This is a genomic window from Ruegeria sp. C9, assembly GCF_056537585.1.
Genome location: NZ_JBQFRU010000013.1, coordinates 1 through 15,570 on the forward strand (window position 1 = coordinate 1; position 15,570 = coordinate 15,570).

Genomic DNA, 15,570 nt, shown 5'->3' on the forward strand with positions numbered 1-15,570 from the left:
GAAAGCGCCGGGGACGCTTTCACGCCGCGCAACTTCCATCAGTTGAACTCCGGACTTCAGATCGTGGGTCCAGCCATGGGCGCGGATCAACATGGACCGGAGGCGGGGATCGGGTTGCGCCTTTGGTATCTTCGCTTGTCATATTAATAGGTTTTTTTGCGCTGTTTTCCTCCGGGGACACAGGCGCGTATCCCATTGTCTTTCAATGCTTCACGGAACCAATTGGTATCGTACGCGCGATCAGCGAAGGCAACACTTGCAGGTATCGAAGACACACATGATCCGCGGAGGATAAATTACGCCTGGACTCGGTTAGTTTCAACGCATCGCGGATTTGGCTGCTTGACCTGTTGATCCGACGAAATTTCCACGCTCAGCGATAAATTTCGCGACAGAAATACGCCCTTTGAAAGCAGGCCCACTTCACTTTCTTTCAAGCGTTTCTGGGGAAAAGGCTATATTAAACCGTGGGCTAATGATCTGCTTTGGTTTTTTTGGTTCGGGCCTCGGCTTCGCACTGTTCTCCGAGCGGCGCGCAGAAAACATCTTAGCAAGTTTGCGCTTAATCTTTCGTCTCATCCATTTACTCCTTAACGAGGCGTTCTGTCATGGCCGCGAAATACCGCCATTGGTCGAAGCCAAAAAATATTCTATTGAATCGTACTTTTCCGGCTCACCGTGATTATCTGAATTAGCCTCACTAATTTCCAACATTGCGTCGACAACCTTCCTTAGATTGCCTCCAAGTTTCTTTTGCTCTGCTGTACCTTGACGAAATAGATCTTGAAACGCGTCATATTGTTTGCGCACAGTTTCATCACAGAACAGCGACGAACACCCAAACCCATCCAAAAACTGCGGGCTGCCACCTGTCCAATGGGCAATTTTCATTGCAATCAGTTTATCTGCGATTGACCGAGCTTCTTGATTGTCAATTGCCGTAGTTGAGGCAATTTTTTCAGTATAGTAATCTCTCAGGTTTAAGGTTTCTTGTGCATGCTCCAGATAATGCAGACGGCTGGGCGGTCCAAACCTACTATGAGTGGCTAGTTTTGTGGTGAAGTAGCCAATTTCTGGCAAGGCCTTGATTTTTCCAGCCAGACAGTCGTGGAGGCCGACATTATAGTCGCCAAATATTTTCATGGCATTAAGCTGTAAGTTGTTACATCTTTCAAGGTAGTGATCGCGGCGTGTCGCAGCATAACTGGTCGCGAAGGCCCATTGGCTGTATTTAGACAGACGAGAAACTATGTCTTCGTCTTGAAGGCTGAATGCATGAAGAAATTTCGCGTTGAACTGATCTTCGTCTAACATTGACAGGCAAATGATCCCGCCGATAGCGACGACGTGGTCGTGGTTTGCGCGCAGGAATTCAACACCTTGATAGAGTGTATCAAGCACAGGAAAATCATCATCTGCTCCGACGAAGATAATGTCATCATCCAACCCGCTCACACAATCAACCATGCGGTCCCGAAAATGCAGATCGGAATCGTACTCCTTATATTCGATCTGCAAAAGACTGTCGTTGTCACGTACCGCTTCCTCATAAGCAGCAAGGTATGAATGATGACTGCCATTGGCGATCACCACACGTTGTCCCGGATTGAACTCGCCCAGATACTTAAGGAGAAAGGACAAAGACATTGGACGGTTACGTGTGGGAATAACTAGAGGGACCATGGTGCATCCTTATGCGGCTAATACCGGAGATCTAGTGGGCTACACGGCGTCGAATTATGGTCTATTAGAAATTTGACGGTGTAGATATGCGGTCCAGCGCGGCTCATAACTTGATATTTTCGCATGTGTCCAACCCCAAAACACGATCGAAGTCAATCTGTGAAAATATAGGTGCTGGCAACTGAACTGGAATTATTCCATGCTAACCAGATTCTGACTCTTGAATTTTTGGCTTGTTCGGGCGGGAGCAGCCTCACTTCGTTGCGCTCGATCAGATACGCTCAACCTCTGGGCTGACTACTCCGGTAGAATGGCGGCATGAGACAACATCTGCGAATAGATCGCAGTCTGCCGCAGACAACTTGGCAATACCCGAGTTCAATCAGGAACGCCAACTCAACTCACGACCGAACTTTGAGCTGACCCAAAGTGGCAGCTTTGATTCACATGGGTTTTCAAATTATGTAGCAAACTGAGACCAGCTCGACGCGTCTCACACCACTCTCCTTGCTAATCAAAGTTATCATGCTTAAAGGGAATTCAATTATCTGCGGCCTGTTGGTCGATTAGAACAGAGCGGAGCGATGATTTGAAAGCGGTAATTCTAGCGGGCGGGCTTGGAACTCGGATTAGTGAAGAATCTCACCTCCGCCCAAAACCCATGATTGAAATTGGTGGTTTGCCCATATTATGGCACATCATGAAAATCTATGGCGCCCATGGGATCACTGAATTTGTCATCTGCTGCGGCTACAAAGGCTATCTGATCAAAGAGTATTTCGCGAACTACTTTCTACATACATCCGATGTCACATTTGATCTAAAAGACAATAAGATGAAGGTGCACAATCGATACTCGGAGCCTTGGCAGGTTACACTGGTCGACACCGGTCAGCTAACCCAAACCGGTGGCCGCCTAAAGCGTGTGAAGGAGCATCTGACCGAAACGTTTTGTCTTACATACGGCGACGGTGTGACGGACCTTGATATTACCAAGCTTTTGGCCTTTCACAAAAGAACTGGCAGCCGTGCGACCGTTACCGCCTTGCAACCAGCAGCGCGGTTCGGAGCCTTGGAGATCGAGGGTGATTTTGTGACCCGGTTTAACGAGAAACCCGATGGAGATGGCTTCTGGGTTAACGGCGGTTTTTTTGTCTGTGAGCCTGAGGTGATTGACTACATCGACGGAGACGAAACGATTTGGGAACGCGCTCCATTGGAAACTCTGGCAACTGAGCGACAGCTTTCAGTGTTCAAGCATTCGGGTTTCTGGGCTCCGATGGATACGATGCGGGATCGTGATTACCTTGAAGAGCTTTGGAAATCCGGCGATGCACCATGGAAAACTTGGTGATGAATGCGTTCTGGAAAGACAAACGCGTTCTGATTACCGGACATACCGGGTTCAAAGGTGCATGGCTTGCGCTGTGGTTGACGCAACTCGGTGCCAAAGTCACTGGCATAGCACTGGCACCTGAAAGTCCCTTTTTTTCCTCTCTGAAACTAGAAGATACCATCAGGCACATTATAGGTGACATTCGAGATTCGTCTGTCGTGACAAACGCCGTAACAGTGTCAGACCCCGAAATCGTTTTTCACATGGCAGCACAATCTTTGGTTTTACGTGGATACGAAACCCCGATTGAGACCTGGTCCACCAATGTGATGGGGACGCTCAATCTGATGGAGGCGCTGCGTGATCTGACCGGTCCACGCGCCGTGGTTATGGTAACTACAGACAAAGTGTATGCCAACGACGAACAAGCGCGGCCATTTCGCGAAACTGATCCCCTAGGTGGTCATGACCCATATAGTTCCAGCAAAGCCGCGATGGAAATTGGCGTCGATAGCTGGAGAAAATCTTTTTTTGCACAGACAGAGATCCGTATGGCTTCGGCGCGCGCAGGCAACGTTATTGGCGGTGGCGACTGGGCCGAGAACCGCATCGTGCCCGATATTGCACGTGCACTGGCGGCCGACATTCCAGTCAAAGTGCGCAACCCGAATTCCGTTCGACCATGGCAACACGTCCTGGAGCCTCTGCGAGGGTATTTGATACTCGCGGAAAAGCTGTTTACGTCGGCAGATCCCGATCTCCAAAGTGCGTTCAATTTTGGTCCACCATCTGAGGGGGTAAGAACCGTAAAGGACGTTGTTACAACGGCACTCTCCATGTGGCCGGGCGCATGGGAAGATACTTCTCGGAAATCCAATTCTGCCCACGAAGCTCAGATTCTCCGGCTTGCCACTGACAAGGCAGAGGCACTGCTGGGTCATTTCGCCTGTTGGTCTTTCGAAGACGGCATCCGCGCCACAATACAGTGGTACCAGTCTGTTGCGGAGGGCCAGTGCCCTCGTGCGGTCTCACTTAAACAGTTGCAATATTATGGTGAATCTTGAAGCTTATCCCTCAAGATATTGATGGGCTTTACGAAGTCCAGTTGGCGCGCCAGTCCGATGCCCGCGGTGCTTTTGCTCGTACATTCTGTGCTGACGTTTTTGCGCAAGCCGGTCTGCTGACCAATTGGGTACAAATGAATATGTCGCAAACCAAGGGGCAAGGTACTTTGCGCGGTCTGCATTTTCAGCGTGCGCCTATGGCTGAGGCAAAGCTTATACGTGCAACCGAAGGAAAGGTATTCGATCTGGCGCTTGACCTGCGCGAAGGCTCTCCAACATTTGGTCAAAGCAGAGCAATCACATTATGCGCTGAGGCTGGGAACGCAATCTACATTCCTGAGGGCTGCGCTCATGGTTTCCAGACATTGACCGAGACTGCGACGCTACACTATTGCCACACTGCTCCGTACACACCGGAACTTGAGGGTGGTGTGCGTGCGACAGACCCCGATCTGGGCATTGATTGGCCCTTACCTATCACGCTTATGTCGGAAAGAGATCAAAACTTGCCTGCCCTGCTGGATGTTCGCCCCTTATGACCAATACCTGCCGACACTGTCTGTCTTCACGCACTATGGCGTTTCTTGATTTGGGATATGCACCCCCGTCAAACGATTATCTAAGTGCGGAAGCGCTTTCTCGTCCCGAACTGACCTATCCGCTGCGGCTTTTCGTGTGCAAGGAGTGCCGCCTTGTACAAACGGAAGACTTCTCGTCGGGCGAGGCGCTATTCACCGAAGAATACGCTTATTTTTCTTCCACCTCGACCTCTTGGCTTGCCCATGCCAAAGCCTATTGCGACACGGTTATCGAACGATTTGCTCTAGATGCGGATTCTCATGTGATCGAGGTTGCATCCAACGACGGTTATCTGCTGCGCAATTTTCGGAAGGCAGGGATCCCCTGCCTAGGTATTGAACCCACACATTCCACCGCCTCCGCAGCGACGGCAATCGGGATCAATGTTGTAGAGGAGTTCTTCGGGGAAGGGTTGGCTAAGGGGCTGGCCAAATCTGATCTTGTCATAGGTAACAATGTCTTTGCCCATGTACCCGACATTAACTGTTTCTCGCGAGGGCTGGCGGTTTGCCTAAAACCTCAGGGCGTGGTCACACTCGAGTTTCCGCATTTGTTGAATCTGGTGACGCAAAACCAGTTCGATACCGTGTATCACGAACATTTCTCCTACATTTCTCTTCTGTCAGCCGAGCGTATTCTGGCGGCGGCAGGTTTGCGGGTGTTCGATGTTGAACAACTAACAACTCATGGCGGCAGCTTGCGTCTCTTTGCCTGTCTTGAAGGAGCCAGACATGCACAAACCGACGCCGTGAAGGCCATGCGTGATCTCGAAGCATCTCACGGAATGAACGACGATGACTTCTACACAGGTTTCCAACTCAAAGCGGAAAAGGTCAAAGACGATTTCTTGCGGTTCGTGCTGGATGCTAAAGTGGAGGGAAAGTCGGTAGCAGGATACGGCGCAGCCGCGAAAGGCAACACGCTTATGAACTTCGCAGGCGTTGGTCCAGACGCCATTGAATTCGTATGTGATGCTGCAGAATTTAAGATCGGCAAATACCTACCGGGCAGTCATATCCCCATTCTGGCGCCAGACGAGCTACAGAACCGACGTCCAGACTACCTGGTGATATTCCCATGGAACCTGAAAACCGAGATTATGCAATCACTTGATTGGCTTGTAGATACCCGTTTTGTAACTGCTGTGCCAGAACTGCAAATCCTATGACCGACCGCATCGTCTATACCCGACCCTCTATCACCGATCTCGAGGTTAGTTATGCCACAGATGCCGCCCGCACTGGTTGGGGGCCGAAATGTTATGACTACATTCATCGCTTCGAGGCGACCTTCGCAGAGTATGTCGGAACAAAACATGCTATTTCGACTTCCAGTTGCACGGGCGCGATGGAGATGGGTCTGGCTGCGCTAGGTATCGGTCCGGGCGATGAGGTCATCCTTGCCGACACAAATTGGATCGCTACGGTTGCTCCCGTCGTGCATTTGGGCGCAACACCGATTTTCGTTGATATCTTGCCAGACAGTTGGTGTATTGATCCTGATCAGGTCCGCGCGGCGATTACATCGAAAACCAAGGCCATCATAGCCACACATCTCTACGGTAATCTCTGTGAGATGGACACACTGTTGAGCATCGCAGATGAATGTGGAGTGGTGCTTATCGAAGACGCGGCCGAAGCGTTGGGTGCGCGATATCGCGCCATTCATACAGGCGCGATTGGAAAGTTCGGGACCTTCTCTTTTCATGGTACGAAAACGTTGACCACCGGCGAAGGCGGGATGCTGGTGACCGATGACGATACTTTGGCGGATCGCATTCTGACGCTGTCCAATCACGGACGTGACAAGGCGCAGAAAAAACAATTCTGGGCTGATACGGTCGGCTACAAATTCAAGATGTCAAACATTCAAGCTGCAATAGGAATGGGGCAGATTGAGCGCATTGAGGAACTGACGAACCGCAAAGCGGAGATACTTGCAGCTTACAAAGAGCGGCTGTCGCATCGAGGACTATCGATGAACCCTGAGCCTCCTCACGTCCGTAATGGCGCGTGGATGCCCACTGTTGTTTTTGACAAGGCACTTGGCGTCTCCCGTGAGAGGGCCTTGGCAGCATTCGAGGCAGCAAACATTGATGCGCGGGTATTTTTCTACCCGCTTTCCAGCCAGCCTATGTTCGTAGAAGCGCCTACCCCGCATGCCCATGATATTTGCGAGCGGGCACTGAACCTGCCCAGTTTTCACGACATGACAGACGGGGACATTGATCGAGTCTGTCGGGTAATCGAGACCTTGGCCTCTCCTTAGGCTTTCATAATCTCGTCAATACGCCCGTTGATCTGGGCGCCTTTGGCAAGTCCGCGATACATGAACTCTTCGTACCCGCGCTCTTTCATCGCGCGTATCGTGCGGTCGATGTCATAAACGACTCTGTGCAGGGCAATCTGGCCATCTGATAAGATTGCGTAAGCTGCACGTGGGTCTCCATCGCGCGGCTGTCCGACCGAGCCCGGATTGCAAAAGACGTGCGTACCAAAGTCTAGAACGCATTGCACATGGGTATGACCCGCAAAGAGCCGTGTTACGCCTTTGGGAAACGTATCGATCCCCACTTTATAGAGGTATTCATCGACATGATCCTGCGGTCCTCCGTGTACAAACAATGTTGTGCCATCTTGGATGCTGTCCAATGATCGGCTCAACCATGCCACGCTGTCCGAACTTAGCTCTGCCTGATGTTTGTCTATGATACCCGCGACGACCTTAGAGCGTTCGCAATTCTGTCCCGACGTAACGTAGCTGTCGTGATTGCCCAGTATATTGCGCACCCCTTCTGCCTTGAGCAGTTGTACGCATTCTTCCGGCTGCCCATTATACCCAATAACGTCGCCAAGGCACACAAACTCTGTCACCCCTTTGGACTTCGCGTCAGCCAAAACCGCCTCAAGCGCGGCCAGATTGGCATGAATATCAGAGATCAGGCCCAGCATAACGTATCCGATCTGCGTTGTGACGCTGCGCAATCCCTTCACGCAAGACAGGTTGCGCAGGCCGTCGTCGGTTCAGGTAAAAGTCAACACACATCTCAGCTTCGTTGAACCCGAAAGCGGTTCGCAAGGAACAACTACTTGAAAACCGAGGGTTGATTTCAAGAAGATAAGCATCCTCACCTTCCAAACGGAATTGTAAGTTGGTTGGACCCAGCGGCTTGTAGTAGCGCATGATTGTATCAGTTGCTTTGGATACGGCTTCATGAGTGACGGTCTTTGCCTCGCCAGTGTTCCCGGCACGTGTCAATCGGCGCTGAAAGATCAGTGGGCCAATGTATTCGCCGTCGCCAAAGCCAAATGTACCGACAGTATATTCATCGTCGTCCGTACCAACAATCCGCTGCACAAGAAATTCGCCCGAGGTTTTTCCGCTCCAATAATCAAAATCTACTTCGTCATGAAGAAGTACAATGCCAACGGAGCCTTCCCCATTGCTGGGTTTCAAAAGAAATGGCGGTTTCCCCAGCGCCGCGCAGGCCGCTTCCCAAGTGCCACCTCCTGTAATCGACGGGATGACTGGCAACCCCAACTGCGCATAGTCGGCTGCAAAATCCGACTTGTTTTCAGTCAACGCGATAAGATGCGACGTGTTTAGGGCCAACGCTACCCCGAGGTCTTCGAAAAAACTTCGGTGGGCGTCTAGAAACGCCATGTCGATGCTGATACCTGGAATAATCAGTTCAATTCCGTGATCCTGCACCAAATCTTTCCAGAACGTCAGATACGCATCTGAGCTTTCGTCTATCTTGGGTTTCAGCAGAGTTTCATCGCACAGCTCTGCGCCGAATAGCGACATGCGCCGGTCAAGTCCAATTAACCACGACCGCCCGTCATCCCGCAGACTGCTGGCGATGCCCTGGCCTATGAGCGCTCCTACGCCGGTGACCAGAATACGTCGGCGCTCGTTCACAACTCAGGCCCCGCACAAACAGCTCTAGTCATGAGACACTTCTACAAGAAGACCAACACAAAGATCTGGAAAGTCAACGCCAACAGCCATCATCGCGCGCATGTTCTCTTCAAAGTTATCTAGCGTTCTTAGAACACCCAATGGAAGAGGCTTCAGGTAAAGCCCTTCCTCATGCGTTACTCTGTACCCGGCCAGCTCGATGGCGCTTCGCAATGTATCGCGGCAAAAATTGCGTTGATGTCCGAGCATTAAATCCGTTTCGTTCAGATCATAAATGTCCTCGATCATCCCCATCTCAAGCCCGAGGCGCCGGTTTAACGATTTTGCATTCGGTACAGCAATCCAAATGCGACCGTTGGGAGCTAGAAACTTTTTGTACCGGCTTAGAATGGCGACTGGATCATCCACATGCTCGAGCACGAATCCCATGACAATCAGATCGAAGGTGTCGGTAGGTGTGTAAGTTTCGAAGTACCCCGCCTCCAATGATCCAGTATACCAAGGGTTCTTGGACTGAAAATTCTCGATGACCTTTTGAGAGCCTTCAACGACGACGTGCTGGTCACTCATCTTGAAAAAGAAGGGAACTGTGTAACCATGCCCCAACCCAAGCTCTAGCAAACGCCCAACATGTCCCGCACGCTCAAAAATCCTCTCGGGATACCACCGCATAATGAGATCATTCTCAATCTCGACACTAGGTGGCTGCAAATACTTTGATGCGACGTCGTCTAGGTTTTCCATCAGATAGTCAGCCCTTTCGAATACACGTCATGACAGGTAGAGGAATTTCCGATCAGGGGTCTGAAAATTTGGAATTCCTTCAATTATTCGGCGCGCGTGACGTGGGTTTAGCCCCACCAAAATTGCCGCGGGCTCCGATTGCAAATCTCGCGGGGGGACTATCGGAATGCCATCAATCTCCTTGCCATGCAGAAACGGATTCTGATCGACAAAATAGCTGACGCGGCAGGGTTCTTTCAGACAGGAATAGATGAAATGGCCATAAATCCCGGCACCATATATCGCCAAAGGCATGTCCACCTCGACTGTCTCCTCGAATGTGGTGATCCGTGTTTTGATGTCGCTCCAAAAAGCGGCCAACTGCTTGGCATCATCTACCCGGTTCGGGAATTCTGGTGGAGTTAGAACTTGCGCGTCGGTTGCGGTGAGCCGACCTGAAACGACGTAAGCCGACGCATGAGCATCTGGATCAATATCTATGCTATCGAACCCAGCATCGGTCATGAGGCGCCACAAAGACGACTCGGAGAAGTGGTTTACGTGATCTGCGACTACGAAATCAGCTGCGTTCTGATACATGTCCGGCACGATAAAGTAGAAATACCCTCCTTCTTTCAGCAGTATGCTGACCTCCGCCAGTATCCGATCAAGATGTGGGATATGTTCCAGTGCGTAGAACGAAAGAACGACGTCCATCTGCCGTTGCCAACTCGGGTCAGGTGCATGAGTGGCCCATTTGGCGCTGGTTGGAAAGCGTTCCCAAAACGGTATGTATTTGTCTGTCACATCAAACAAATACGGCTCTATCTCTGGTATTTCTTTGCAAACGGACCTTAGAGTGGGAGCCTTGGCGCAGCCGTAATCTAGTACCTTTCGATGTTTCGAAAGATCAATTTTTGACATCAGCACATTCGCCTGATGTTGCGACCGATAAACTTCCTTGCCGTCTACGACGGCGTAAAGCTGATCATCGTCTTCGCTGTCAATACTGATCTCATACTCGGTGGAATAAAACGCTTCCAGATCAGGCAGTTCATTGGTTTGAGCGTGCTGGCAAACTTCACAGAAATAAACAGTAGTGCGACCCTCAATGAGGTTGTTCATTGTGGTAAGTGATCTGTTTTCGCTGCTTTCAAAAATCGGAGCACCGGAAGGCGTACCGCAGACATTACATGTTGTCGTCATATCTTACGTCTCGTCGTTGTCATACCTTACGTCTCGATAAAGTGATCGGGAAACACCTGTGCGACGTCAGTACCGGATGTCACCGACGCTTTCCAACCTACTTTCTGTCCCACAGGATCGCGGTAGTTAAAAAAACGGCTTTGCACTGACCAGCGTGCTCTTTCTGCTCGGTTCACGCCTGAGCCATGGAGCGTCAAAAAATCCATTAACAATAAGTCACCGGGTTCCGTCAGTGGGGCAGCTTGTTCGTATTTGCCGATAATCTCGTCCTCGTCGTGCAGGCCGATCTGATATGCGCCTTGCTTGTCAGCGTAATTCGCTCCGCGAGAATAAACGCAAAGTCCGTCGCGATGGGATTTGGGTAGAACAATCACAGGGCCATATTCATCAGTTACCGGTAAAAGCGGGGTCCAAAATACAATTCCATCAATGCTTTGAGGCTGGTACATGAATTCTTGATGCCAATGAGAGCGAAATTTGTCTTCGTATGGGACATCAATCCGAATGCCATAAGACGCCGCACCAATCCCCGAATGCGTAGTATTGCGCAAGCTACGAAATAGCGCATCTGATCTCTCGTTACAAACCAAGCGCAGGAACGCCGGTATTTGCTTAACCAGATCGTAAATCTCGCCGCCATAGCTACGGTTCCTAGCAATAAGGGTGTTGTAACCTGCGTCAAATTGTTCGGGCGTAAATCGGGGGCGGTTCAGATCTTCACCATGACGCTCTGCCACCAGACCGATAATTTCATATATATCTTTCTGAATCGGTGTGATTTCTTTAGCGACGTCGTAAAAGCCCTTGATTATCAAATACCCTTCAGCTTCGAAGAATTTCCGGTCCGCTTCGGATAAGATCGCTGTCACGTCAAAGCTCCTCATACCTCAGGACTTCGTCTTTCATAATGTCCCGAGACCGTCAATACCAGACCGACGACCCCAAATAGACGGCGAATTAGCGAGTTCTTTTGGAGTAGGACAGTTAAAGCTGAGGACATTCGAATTGGCTGAACTGATCATGGCCAATTCATAAAAGACACCGAGGCGGCTATGATGTAACGATAGCAACATGGCCCCGGTAGTAGCTAGAACGTTCTAAGAATTCGGCACACTTATTCAAAGTGGGATGCTCTATTGTTTTAGTAGAGACCTTTGAGCTATTCATTTCGGAAGCTAGACAAAAAAGTGTTCGGGTTGTTCAAAAGCGTGTCGGACCGACGCGAATGTTCGCGATATAAAACCTACTCACACAATGGATGGTGACACGACCTGCAACAAAGCTTAGATGAGAGCTCCAGAGCGTGGCAAATCACTTAAAAATGCTGAAGGCAAATCATGACGTCAAAAGACGACCGCAAAGAGTTTGAAGCTCACAAGAAAAAGCAATGCTTGGCGCTTGGGCAAGACGAGCAGGTTTTTCAAAGTTCAATTGCACATATGTTGCAACTTGATCCTTATGACTACTCTTATCTGTGGAGCTGGATGGGTGCACCCATCATTCAGATGCCTGCAGATGTGATGGCGACACAGGAAGTGATCTGGAATACGAAACCCGATGTCATTATCGAAACTGGCGTGGCACGCGGTGGCTCGGTGCTGTTTATGGCCTCACTATTGCAGTTGATTGGCAACGGCACCGTGATCGGAGTCGACATAGATATCCGCTCTCATAACCGTGACACGATCAACAAACACCCTATGTCGAAACGAGTCACTCTAATTGAGGGGCCGTCGACCAGCGAGGAAACATTGGCCGCTGTGCGTGCCGAGATCCCTGAAGGCGCCAAAGTCATGGTAGTTCTAGACAGCGATCACAGCCGCGATCATGTTCTGACCGAATGCCGTGCCTACGGTCCGTTGGTGACACCCGGCTGCTACATGGTCGTTGCAGATACGATGATCGGGCATGTCGCCCAAAAGGACAGTCCGCAAAATCGGTCGAAATCGTGGTTTACTGGAAACGAGCCGCTATCAGCGCTCAATGACTATATGTCAGAGGCAGACTTATTCGAAATTGATCCGGTGTTGAACGGCAAGCTTGTGCTATCCTCTTCGCCTGGCGGGTACATTCGCCGCAAACCAGCATGACCACCGTAGTCATTTCGCAACCAATGTATTTTCCTTGGCCGGGGTTTTTGGCTCAACTCGCCTTGGCCGACATAGTCGTTTGGTTGGTAGATGCGCAGTTCTCCAAGGGTTCGTTTACCAATCGGGTGCAAGTAAAGCTGCCTACAGGTACCTCCTGGCTCAGTGTACCGGTAAAACACACTGGCAGTAGTACCAAAATCGCTGATCTCACCGCCGCCAATCCACACTGGCTTGAAAGTCACGTTGCTAAACTCAAACAATCGTTGAAAGACACCCCTTATTTGGACACGACATTGGCATTGGTTCAAAGATTGGAACGATACGACAAGCTCTGCGACGCCCTGATTGCCAGCAGTGAAGGACTGGCCTCTAGATGTGGAATTGCGCCCAAAAGTACCTGTCTCAGCACTGATCTGAATATTGGCGGGCACGGGTCAGAACGGGTCATGCACATCGTAAAGGAATTGGGCGGAACGCGCTATGTCACCGGACATGGCGCACGCAACTACCTGGAGCACAAGGGGTTTGAAGTGGCAGGGATCAACGTCGAATACATGGAATATGATGTCAGGCCCTGGGGGCGTGTTGAAGATGATTTTTCGCCGTTCGTGACCGGGCTTGACCTGTTAGCACATGTAGGCCCTGCTCAAGCTGCATCTTATCTAAACCCGCGCACTCGCCACTGGAAAGAATTTCTTCAGAACCACCAACAGACATAGGCTTCCTAATATGGGATCGTTTCCGGTTTGGAACAGGATCGCATCATAGCGTTGACGGCTCGGAGTGTTCTATCTGTACCCCCAACTGTCCGGGGCAGAGGAGGTGATAGCCAAAGGATTGACGCCGCCCGAAGTGAGCTCCCACGCCCAATCTTACTGTGCCGTTAACTATTGGGCGCTAACTTGAATAATTTAAGAAAATCAGTGCCTTATTGTGGACCTTAGTTCTGGTCTATATCATTAGCTTCCGGTGTCTGCCGTCAGTACCATTGGGACAGTATTGGTCGATTTGATAAGAGTAGATTTCTGGCTCATCGTAGCTGCCAAGGAGTGGAGATGAGAAAGAACCCCTAAAACAAGCAGAGTCACGGTGAGAAGCCAGCAAAGGACATTTGGCGTTCGACCCGTAAACAGTATTCCGCACAAGAAAAGATCCAGATTTTACTGGACGGCCAAATAGGCGAGGAAAGTATTGCAGAGCTGTGCCGTCATGAGGGCACCGCGCAAAGCCCGTCCTGGGCGGACGCCTATAGGCGCACCACCCTTTCGAACTATATTGCACTTGCTACCCCCCAACCCTCGCCGGGAGCAGGTTTTAGAGACGAGCACCCTGAAGGGCTTCGCCCAAAACCAGTTGTTAAAGGGAAATATGTACGACGTAACCACTTGGCAGAAGGCATGGCTGTGCGGCGTAATGGAAAATTTCTATCGCAAAAGGCAAAACTATTTGTCGCACATAGGGAGTAAGTGGCGGACCAAGGGGGAACAACCCTATTTGAGTAACCATTTTTCATGCAAAAAAATAACTGCCACAATATGTACCAAGAGGTGGACAAGATTCGGTGGCGTGATCGGTCTACCACTCAGGAATTCGGGCTTTGTGCGGCCTGCCTTGTGCCCAGTTCAAAATGCAGCTTGATGCATGGATCAATCCGAATTGGTAGATTCACTTTCAAGACTTTGGTTTCAGTAGGGCAGCCTGGGCTCTACAATGCTATAGATTCTAACGCGCGAGCACAGATATTCGCTATAACCAAGCGAATGAATCTTCGCTCAGATCCATAAATGCCAGATCCTCAACTAAGACTTTGGCACCACTTAAATTAAGCAGCACCCCGTCATCCAGATCCCGGTACTTAATGTCAGAGATATTGTCTGCAAATAGACCTGAGCCAATCCCAATCTGATCAATCCCAACTTCAAAATCAGTCATGATGTTGAAGCCATCAAAAAAGTGAAACTCAAGAAGGTCAGCTTCCTCTCCACTAATAAGAACACCGCGGCCTGGTCCGCCTCTCAGGATATCGGCGCTTTCCCCACCATCCAATTTGTCTCTTCCGAAGCCATCCTCCAGGATATCAGCTTCATCCAAGCCATTGATATGGTCTCGTCTCCGACTTCCCGAAAGCGATCCGCTGTCATCCAGTATTTTTACAGAAATGAGGGCCGTGGCTTCGGAAGTTCTACCGAACGTGTCTTCAAGTTCATACGTGAATGTCTGGACTATCTCGTCACCGGGGGCGACCAAATCAAGACATCTGAATCTGCTTCATATGTAAACGATCCATCATTATTCAGGTTTGGTAGCCTCTCTTCCGGACCTGAAAGCAGGGATACGGTTAGTCCTCCGCCTGTGTACCAGTTGTCGTTGGCTAGGATGTTTCCAGCGATGACATCGTCTTCGTCAATGTGAAAAACACCGTCTTGTGCATTTTGGTGGAAATAAAGCTGCTATGGCCGTCGCCCCATCGAGATCTTTCACCGTAGATTCCGAACCGGAATAATCGCCCCCTAGAACGATGGTTGTATCGGCAAATCCATCATTGTCTGTGTCTATGCCCAAAATTGCGGACCCCAAATAAACACTCAAATCACTTCGATCAAAACTGACACCATTCAATATAAAGACGTCATCAATCCCAAAGGTCTCGTCGGTAGACCTTGCCTTGAGGCGGGCAGGGGGCTTTCTCAGCATTTACCCATGACAAGACCTGCTTCTTTCAAATACTATAAACACCAGTCCTGAGATCATCCGCCTTGCGGTGATGCAGTACATCCGCTTCCCGCTTTCGTTTCGGAATGTCGAAGTTCTGCTGCACGAACGAGGCATCGACGTGAGCCACGAAACTGTCCGCTATTGGTGGATCAGGTTTGGCCCGATGTTTGCCTCTGAGATCCGAAGAAAGCGGGTGCAACAACTGGGCGCATTCTCGAAATGGAAGTGGCATGTGGATGAGGTTTTGTGAAGG

General features: G+C 50.3%; 16 protein-coding genes and 2 pseudogenes. 8 read left to right on the plus strand and 10 right to left on the minus strand.

Annotated elements, in window-relative coordinates:
* Positions 1-146: 146 nt before the first annotated feature.
* Positions 147-242 (minus strand): annotated as a pseudogene (locus ACR0NE_RS21235) (IS5/IS1182 family transposase); the annotation flags it as partial.
* Positions 243-606: 364 nt separating this feature from the next.
* On the minus strand, positions 607-1,683 hold the full coding sequence (locus ACR0NE_RS21240; RefSeq protein WP_170598824.1) for a TIGR00180 family glycosyltransferase: 1,077 nt from the start codon (positions 1,681-1,683) through the stop codon (positions 607-609).
* Positions 1,684-2,272: 589 nt separating this feature from the next.
* Between ACR0NE_RS21240 and rfbF the strand changes: the two genes are divergently transcribed.
* From rfbF to ACR0NE_RS21265, 5 genes are read left to right on the plus strand one after another with little or no spacing between them, the layout of a single operon-like run.
* A complete protein-coding gene (gene rfbF, locus ACR0NE_RS21245) occupies positions 2,273-3,037 on the plus strand; it encodes a glucose-1-phosphate cytidylyltransferase (protein WP_170399814.1) in 765 nt (254 codons plus the stop codon).
* Positions 3,022-4,083 (plus strand): CDP-glucose 4,6-dehydratase, encoded by a 1,062-nt coding sequence (gene rfbG / locus ACR0NE_RS21250; RefSeq protein ID WP_480459947.1) that lies wholly within the window; start codon positions 3,022-3,024, stop codon positions 4,081-4,083. Before rfbF ends, rfbG begins: the two co-directional genes overlap by 16 nt.
* Complete coding sequence (gene rfbC / locus ACR0NE_RS21255) at positions 4,080-4,622, plus strand: dTDP-4-dehydrorhamnose 3,5-epimerase (protein WP_170399817.1); 543 nt, start codon at positions 4,080-4,082, stop codon at positions 4,620-4,622. Before rfbG ends, rfbC begins: the two co-directional genes overlap by 4 nt.
* On the plus strand, positions 4,619-5,830 hold the full coding sequence (locus ACR0NE_RS21260; protein ID WP_170598822.1) for a class I SAM-dependent methyltransferase: 1,212 nt from the start codon (positions 4,619-4,621) through the stop codon (positions 5,828-5,830). Before rfbC ends, ACR0NE_RS21260 begins: the two co-directional genes overlap by 4 nt.
* Positions 5,827-6,930: a DegT/DnrJ/EryC1/StrS family aminotransferase gene (locus ACR0NE_RS21265; protein WP_170598819.1), complete on the plus strand. Its 1,104-nt coding sequence runs from the start codon at positions 5,827-5,829 to the stop codon at positions 6,928-6,930. The genes ACR0NE_RS21260 and ACR0NE_RS21265 overlap by 4 nt, the downstream gene beginning before the upstream one ends.
* On the opposite strand, the gene ACR0NE_RS21270 is transcribed toward ACR0NE_RS21265, so the two are convergent.
* The 5 genes from ACR0NE_RS21270 to ACR0NE_RS21290 form a co-directional block, all read right to left on the minus strand.
* Positions 6,927-7,613, minus strand: coding sequence for a metallophosphoesterase family protein (locus ACR0NE_RS21270; protein WP_170598816.1), 687 nt, complete (start codon positions 7,611-7,613; stop codon positions 6,927-6,929). The two genes, ACR0NE_RS21265 and ACR0NE_RS21270, sit on opposite strands and share 4 nt — an antisense overlap.
* Positions 7,594-8,583 carry an ATP-grasp domain-containing protein gene (locus tag ACR0NE_RS21275; RefSeq protein ID WP_170598813.1) on the minus strand — a complete coding sequence of 330 codons (990 nt, stop codon included), beginning with the start codon at positions 8,581-8,583 and terminating at the stop codon, positions 7,594-7,596. The genes ACR0NE_RS21270 and ACR0NE_RS21275 overlap by 20 nt, the downstream gene beginning before the upstream one ends.
* A gap of 24 nt (positions 8,584-8,607) precedes the next feature.
* Positions 8,608-9,327: a class I SAM-dependent methyltransferase gene (locus ACR0NE_RS21280; RefSeq protein ID WP_170399832.1), complete on the minus strand. Its 720-nt coding sequence runs from the start codon at positions 9,325-9,327 to the stop codon at positions 8,608-8,610.
* A 27-nt stretch (positions 9,328-9,354) separates the two neighbouring features.
* The gene (locus ACR0NE_RS21285) at positions 9,355-10,431 is read right to left on the minus strand and encodes a class I SAM-dependent methyltransferase (protein ID WP_170598810.1); all 1,077 of its coding nucleotides are present in this window, start codon (positions 10,429-10,431) and stop codon (positions 9,355-9,357) included.
* Positions 10,432-10,538: 107 nt separating this feature from the next.
* Complete coding sequence (locus ACR0NE_RS21290) at positions 10,539-11,381, minus strand: phytanoyl-CoA dioxygenase family protein (protein WP_480459948.1); 843 nt, start codon at positions 11,379-11,381, stop codon at positions 10,539-10,541.
* 468 nt (positions 11,382-11,849) lie between these two features.
* Here ACR0NE_RS21290 and ACR0NE_RS21295 point away from each other — a divergent pair, with 468 nt between their 5' ends.
* Together ACR0NE_RS21295 and ACR0NE_RS21300 are read left to right on the plus strand one after the other, a co-directional pair.
* Positions 11,850-12,602 (plus strand): CmcI family methyltransferase, encoded by a 753-nt coding sequence (locus ACR0NE_RS21295; protein WP_170565591.1) that lies wholly within the window; start codon positions 11,850-11,852, stop codon positions 12,600-12,602.
* Complete coding sequence (locus ACR0NE_RS21300; protein WP_170565594.1) at positions 12,599-13,321, plus strand: WbqC family protein; 723 nt, start codon at positions 12,599-12,601, stop codon at positions 13,319-13,321. Before ACR0NE_RS21295 ends, ACR0NE_RS21300 begins: the two co-directional genes overlap by 4 nt.
* 1,027 nt (positions 13,322-14,348) lie before the next feature.
* Here the strand turns inward: ACR0NE_RS21300 and ACR0NE_RS21305 are convergent.
* From ACR0NE_RS21305 to ACR0NE_RS21315, 3 genes are all read right to left on the minus strand, one after another.
* Positions 14,349-14,693, minus strand: coding sequence for a hypothetical protein (locus ACR0NE_RS21305; protein WP_170598807.1), 345 nt, complete (start codon positions 14,691-14,693; stop codon positions 14,349-14,351).
* 131 nt (positions 14,694-14,824) lie between these two features.
* Positions 14,825-15,010 (minus strand): hypothetical protein, encoded by a 186-nt coding sequence (locus ACR0NE_RS21310; protein WP_480780094.1) that lies wholly within the window; start codon positions 15,008-15,010, stop codon positions 14,825-14,827.
* The gene (locus tag ACR0NE_RS21315) at positions 15,006-15,296 is read right to left on the minus strand and encodes a hypothetical protein (RefSeq protein ID WP_170598804.1); all 291 of its coding nucleotides are present in this window, start codon (positions 15,294-15,296) and stop codon (positions 15,006-15,008) included. The genes ACR0NE_RS21310 and ACR0NE_RS21315 overlap by 5 nt, the downstream gene beginning before the upstream one ends.
* A 6-nt stretch (positions 15,297-15,302) precedes the next feature.
* Here ACR0NE_RS21315 and ACR0NE_RS21320 point away from each other — a divergent pair.
* Positions 15,303-15,561 (plus strand): annotated as a pseudogene (locus tag ACR0NE_RS21320) (IS6 family transposase); the annotation flags it as partial.
* Positions 15,562-15,570: the final 9 nt, after the last annotated feature.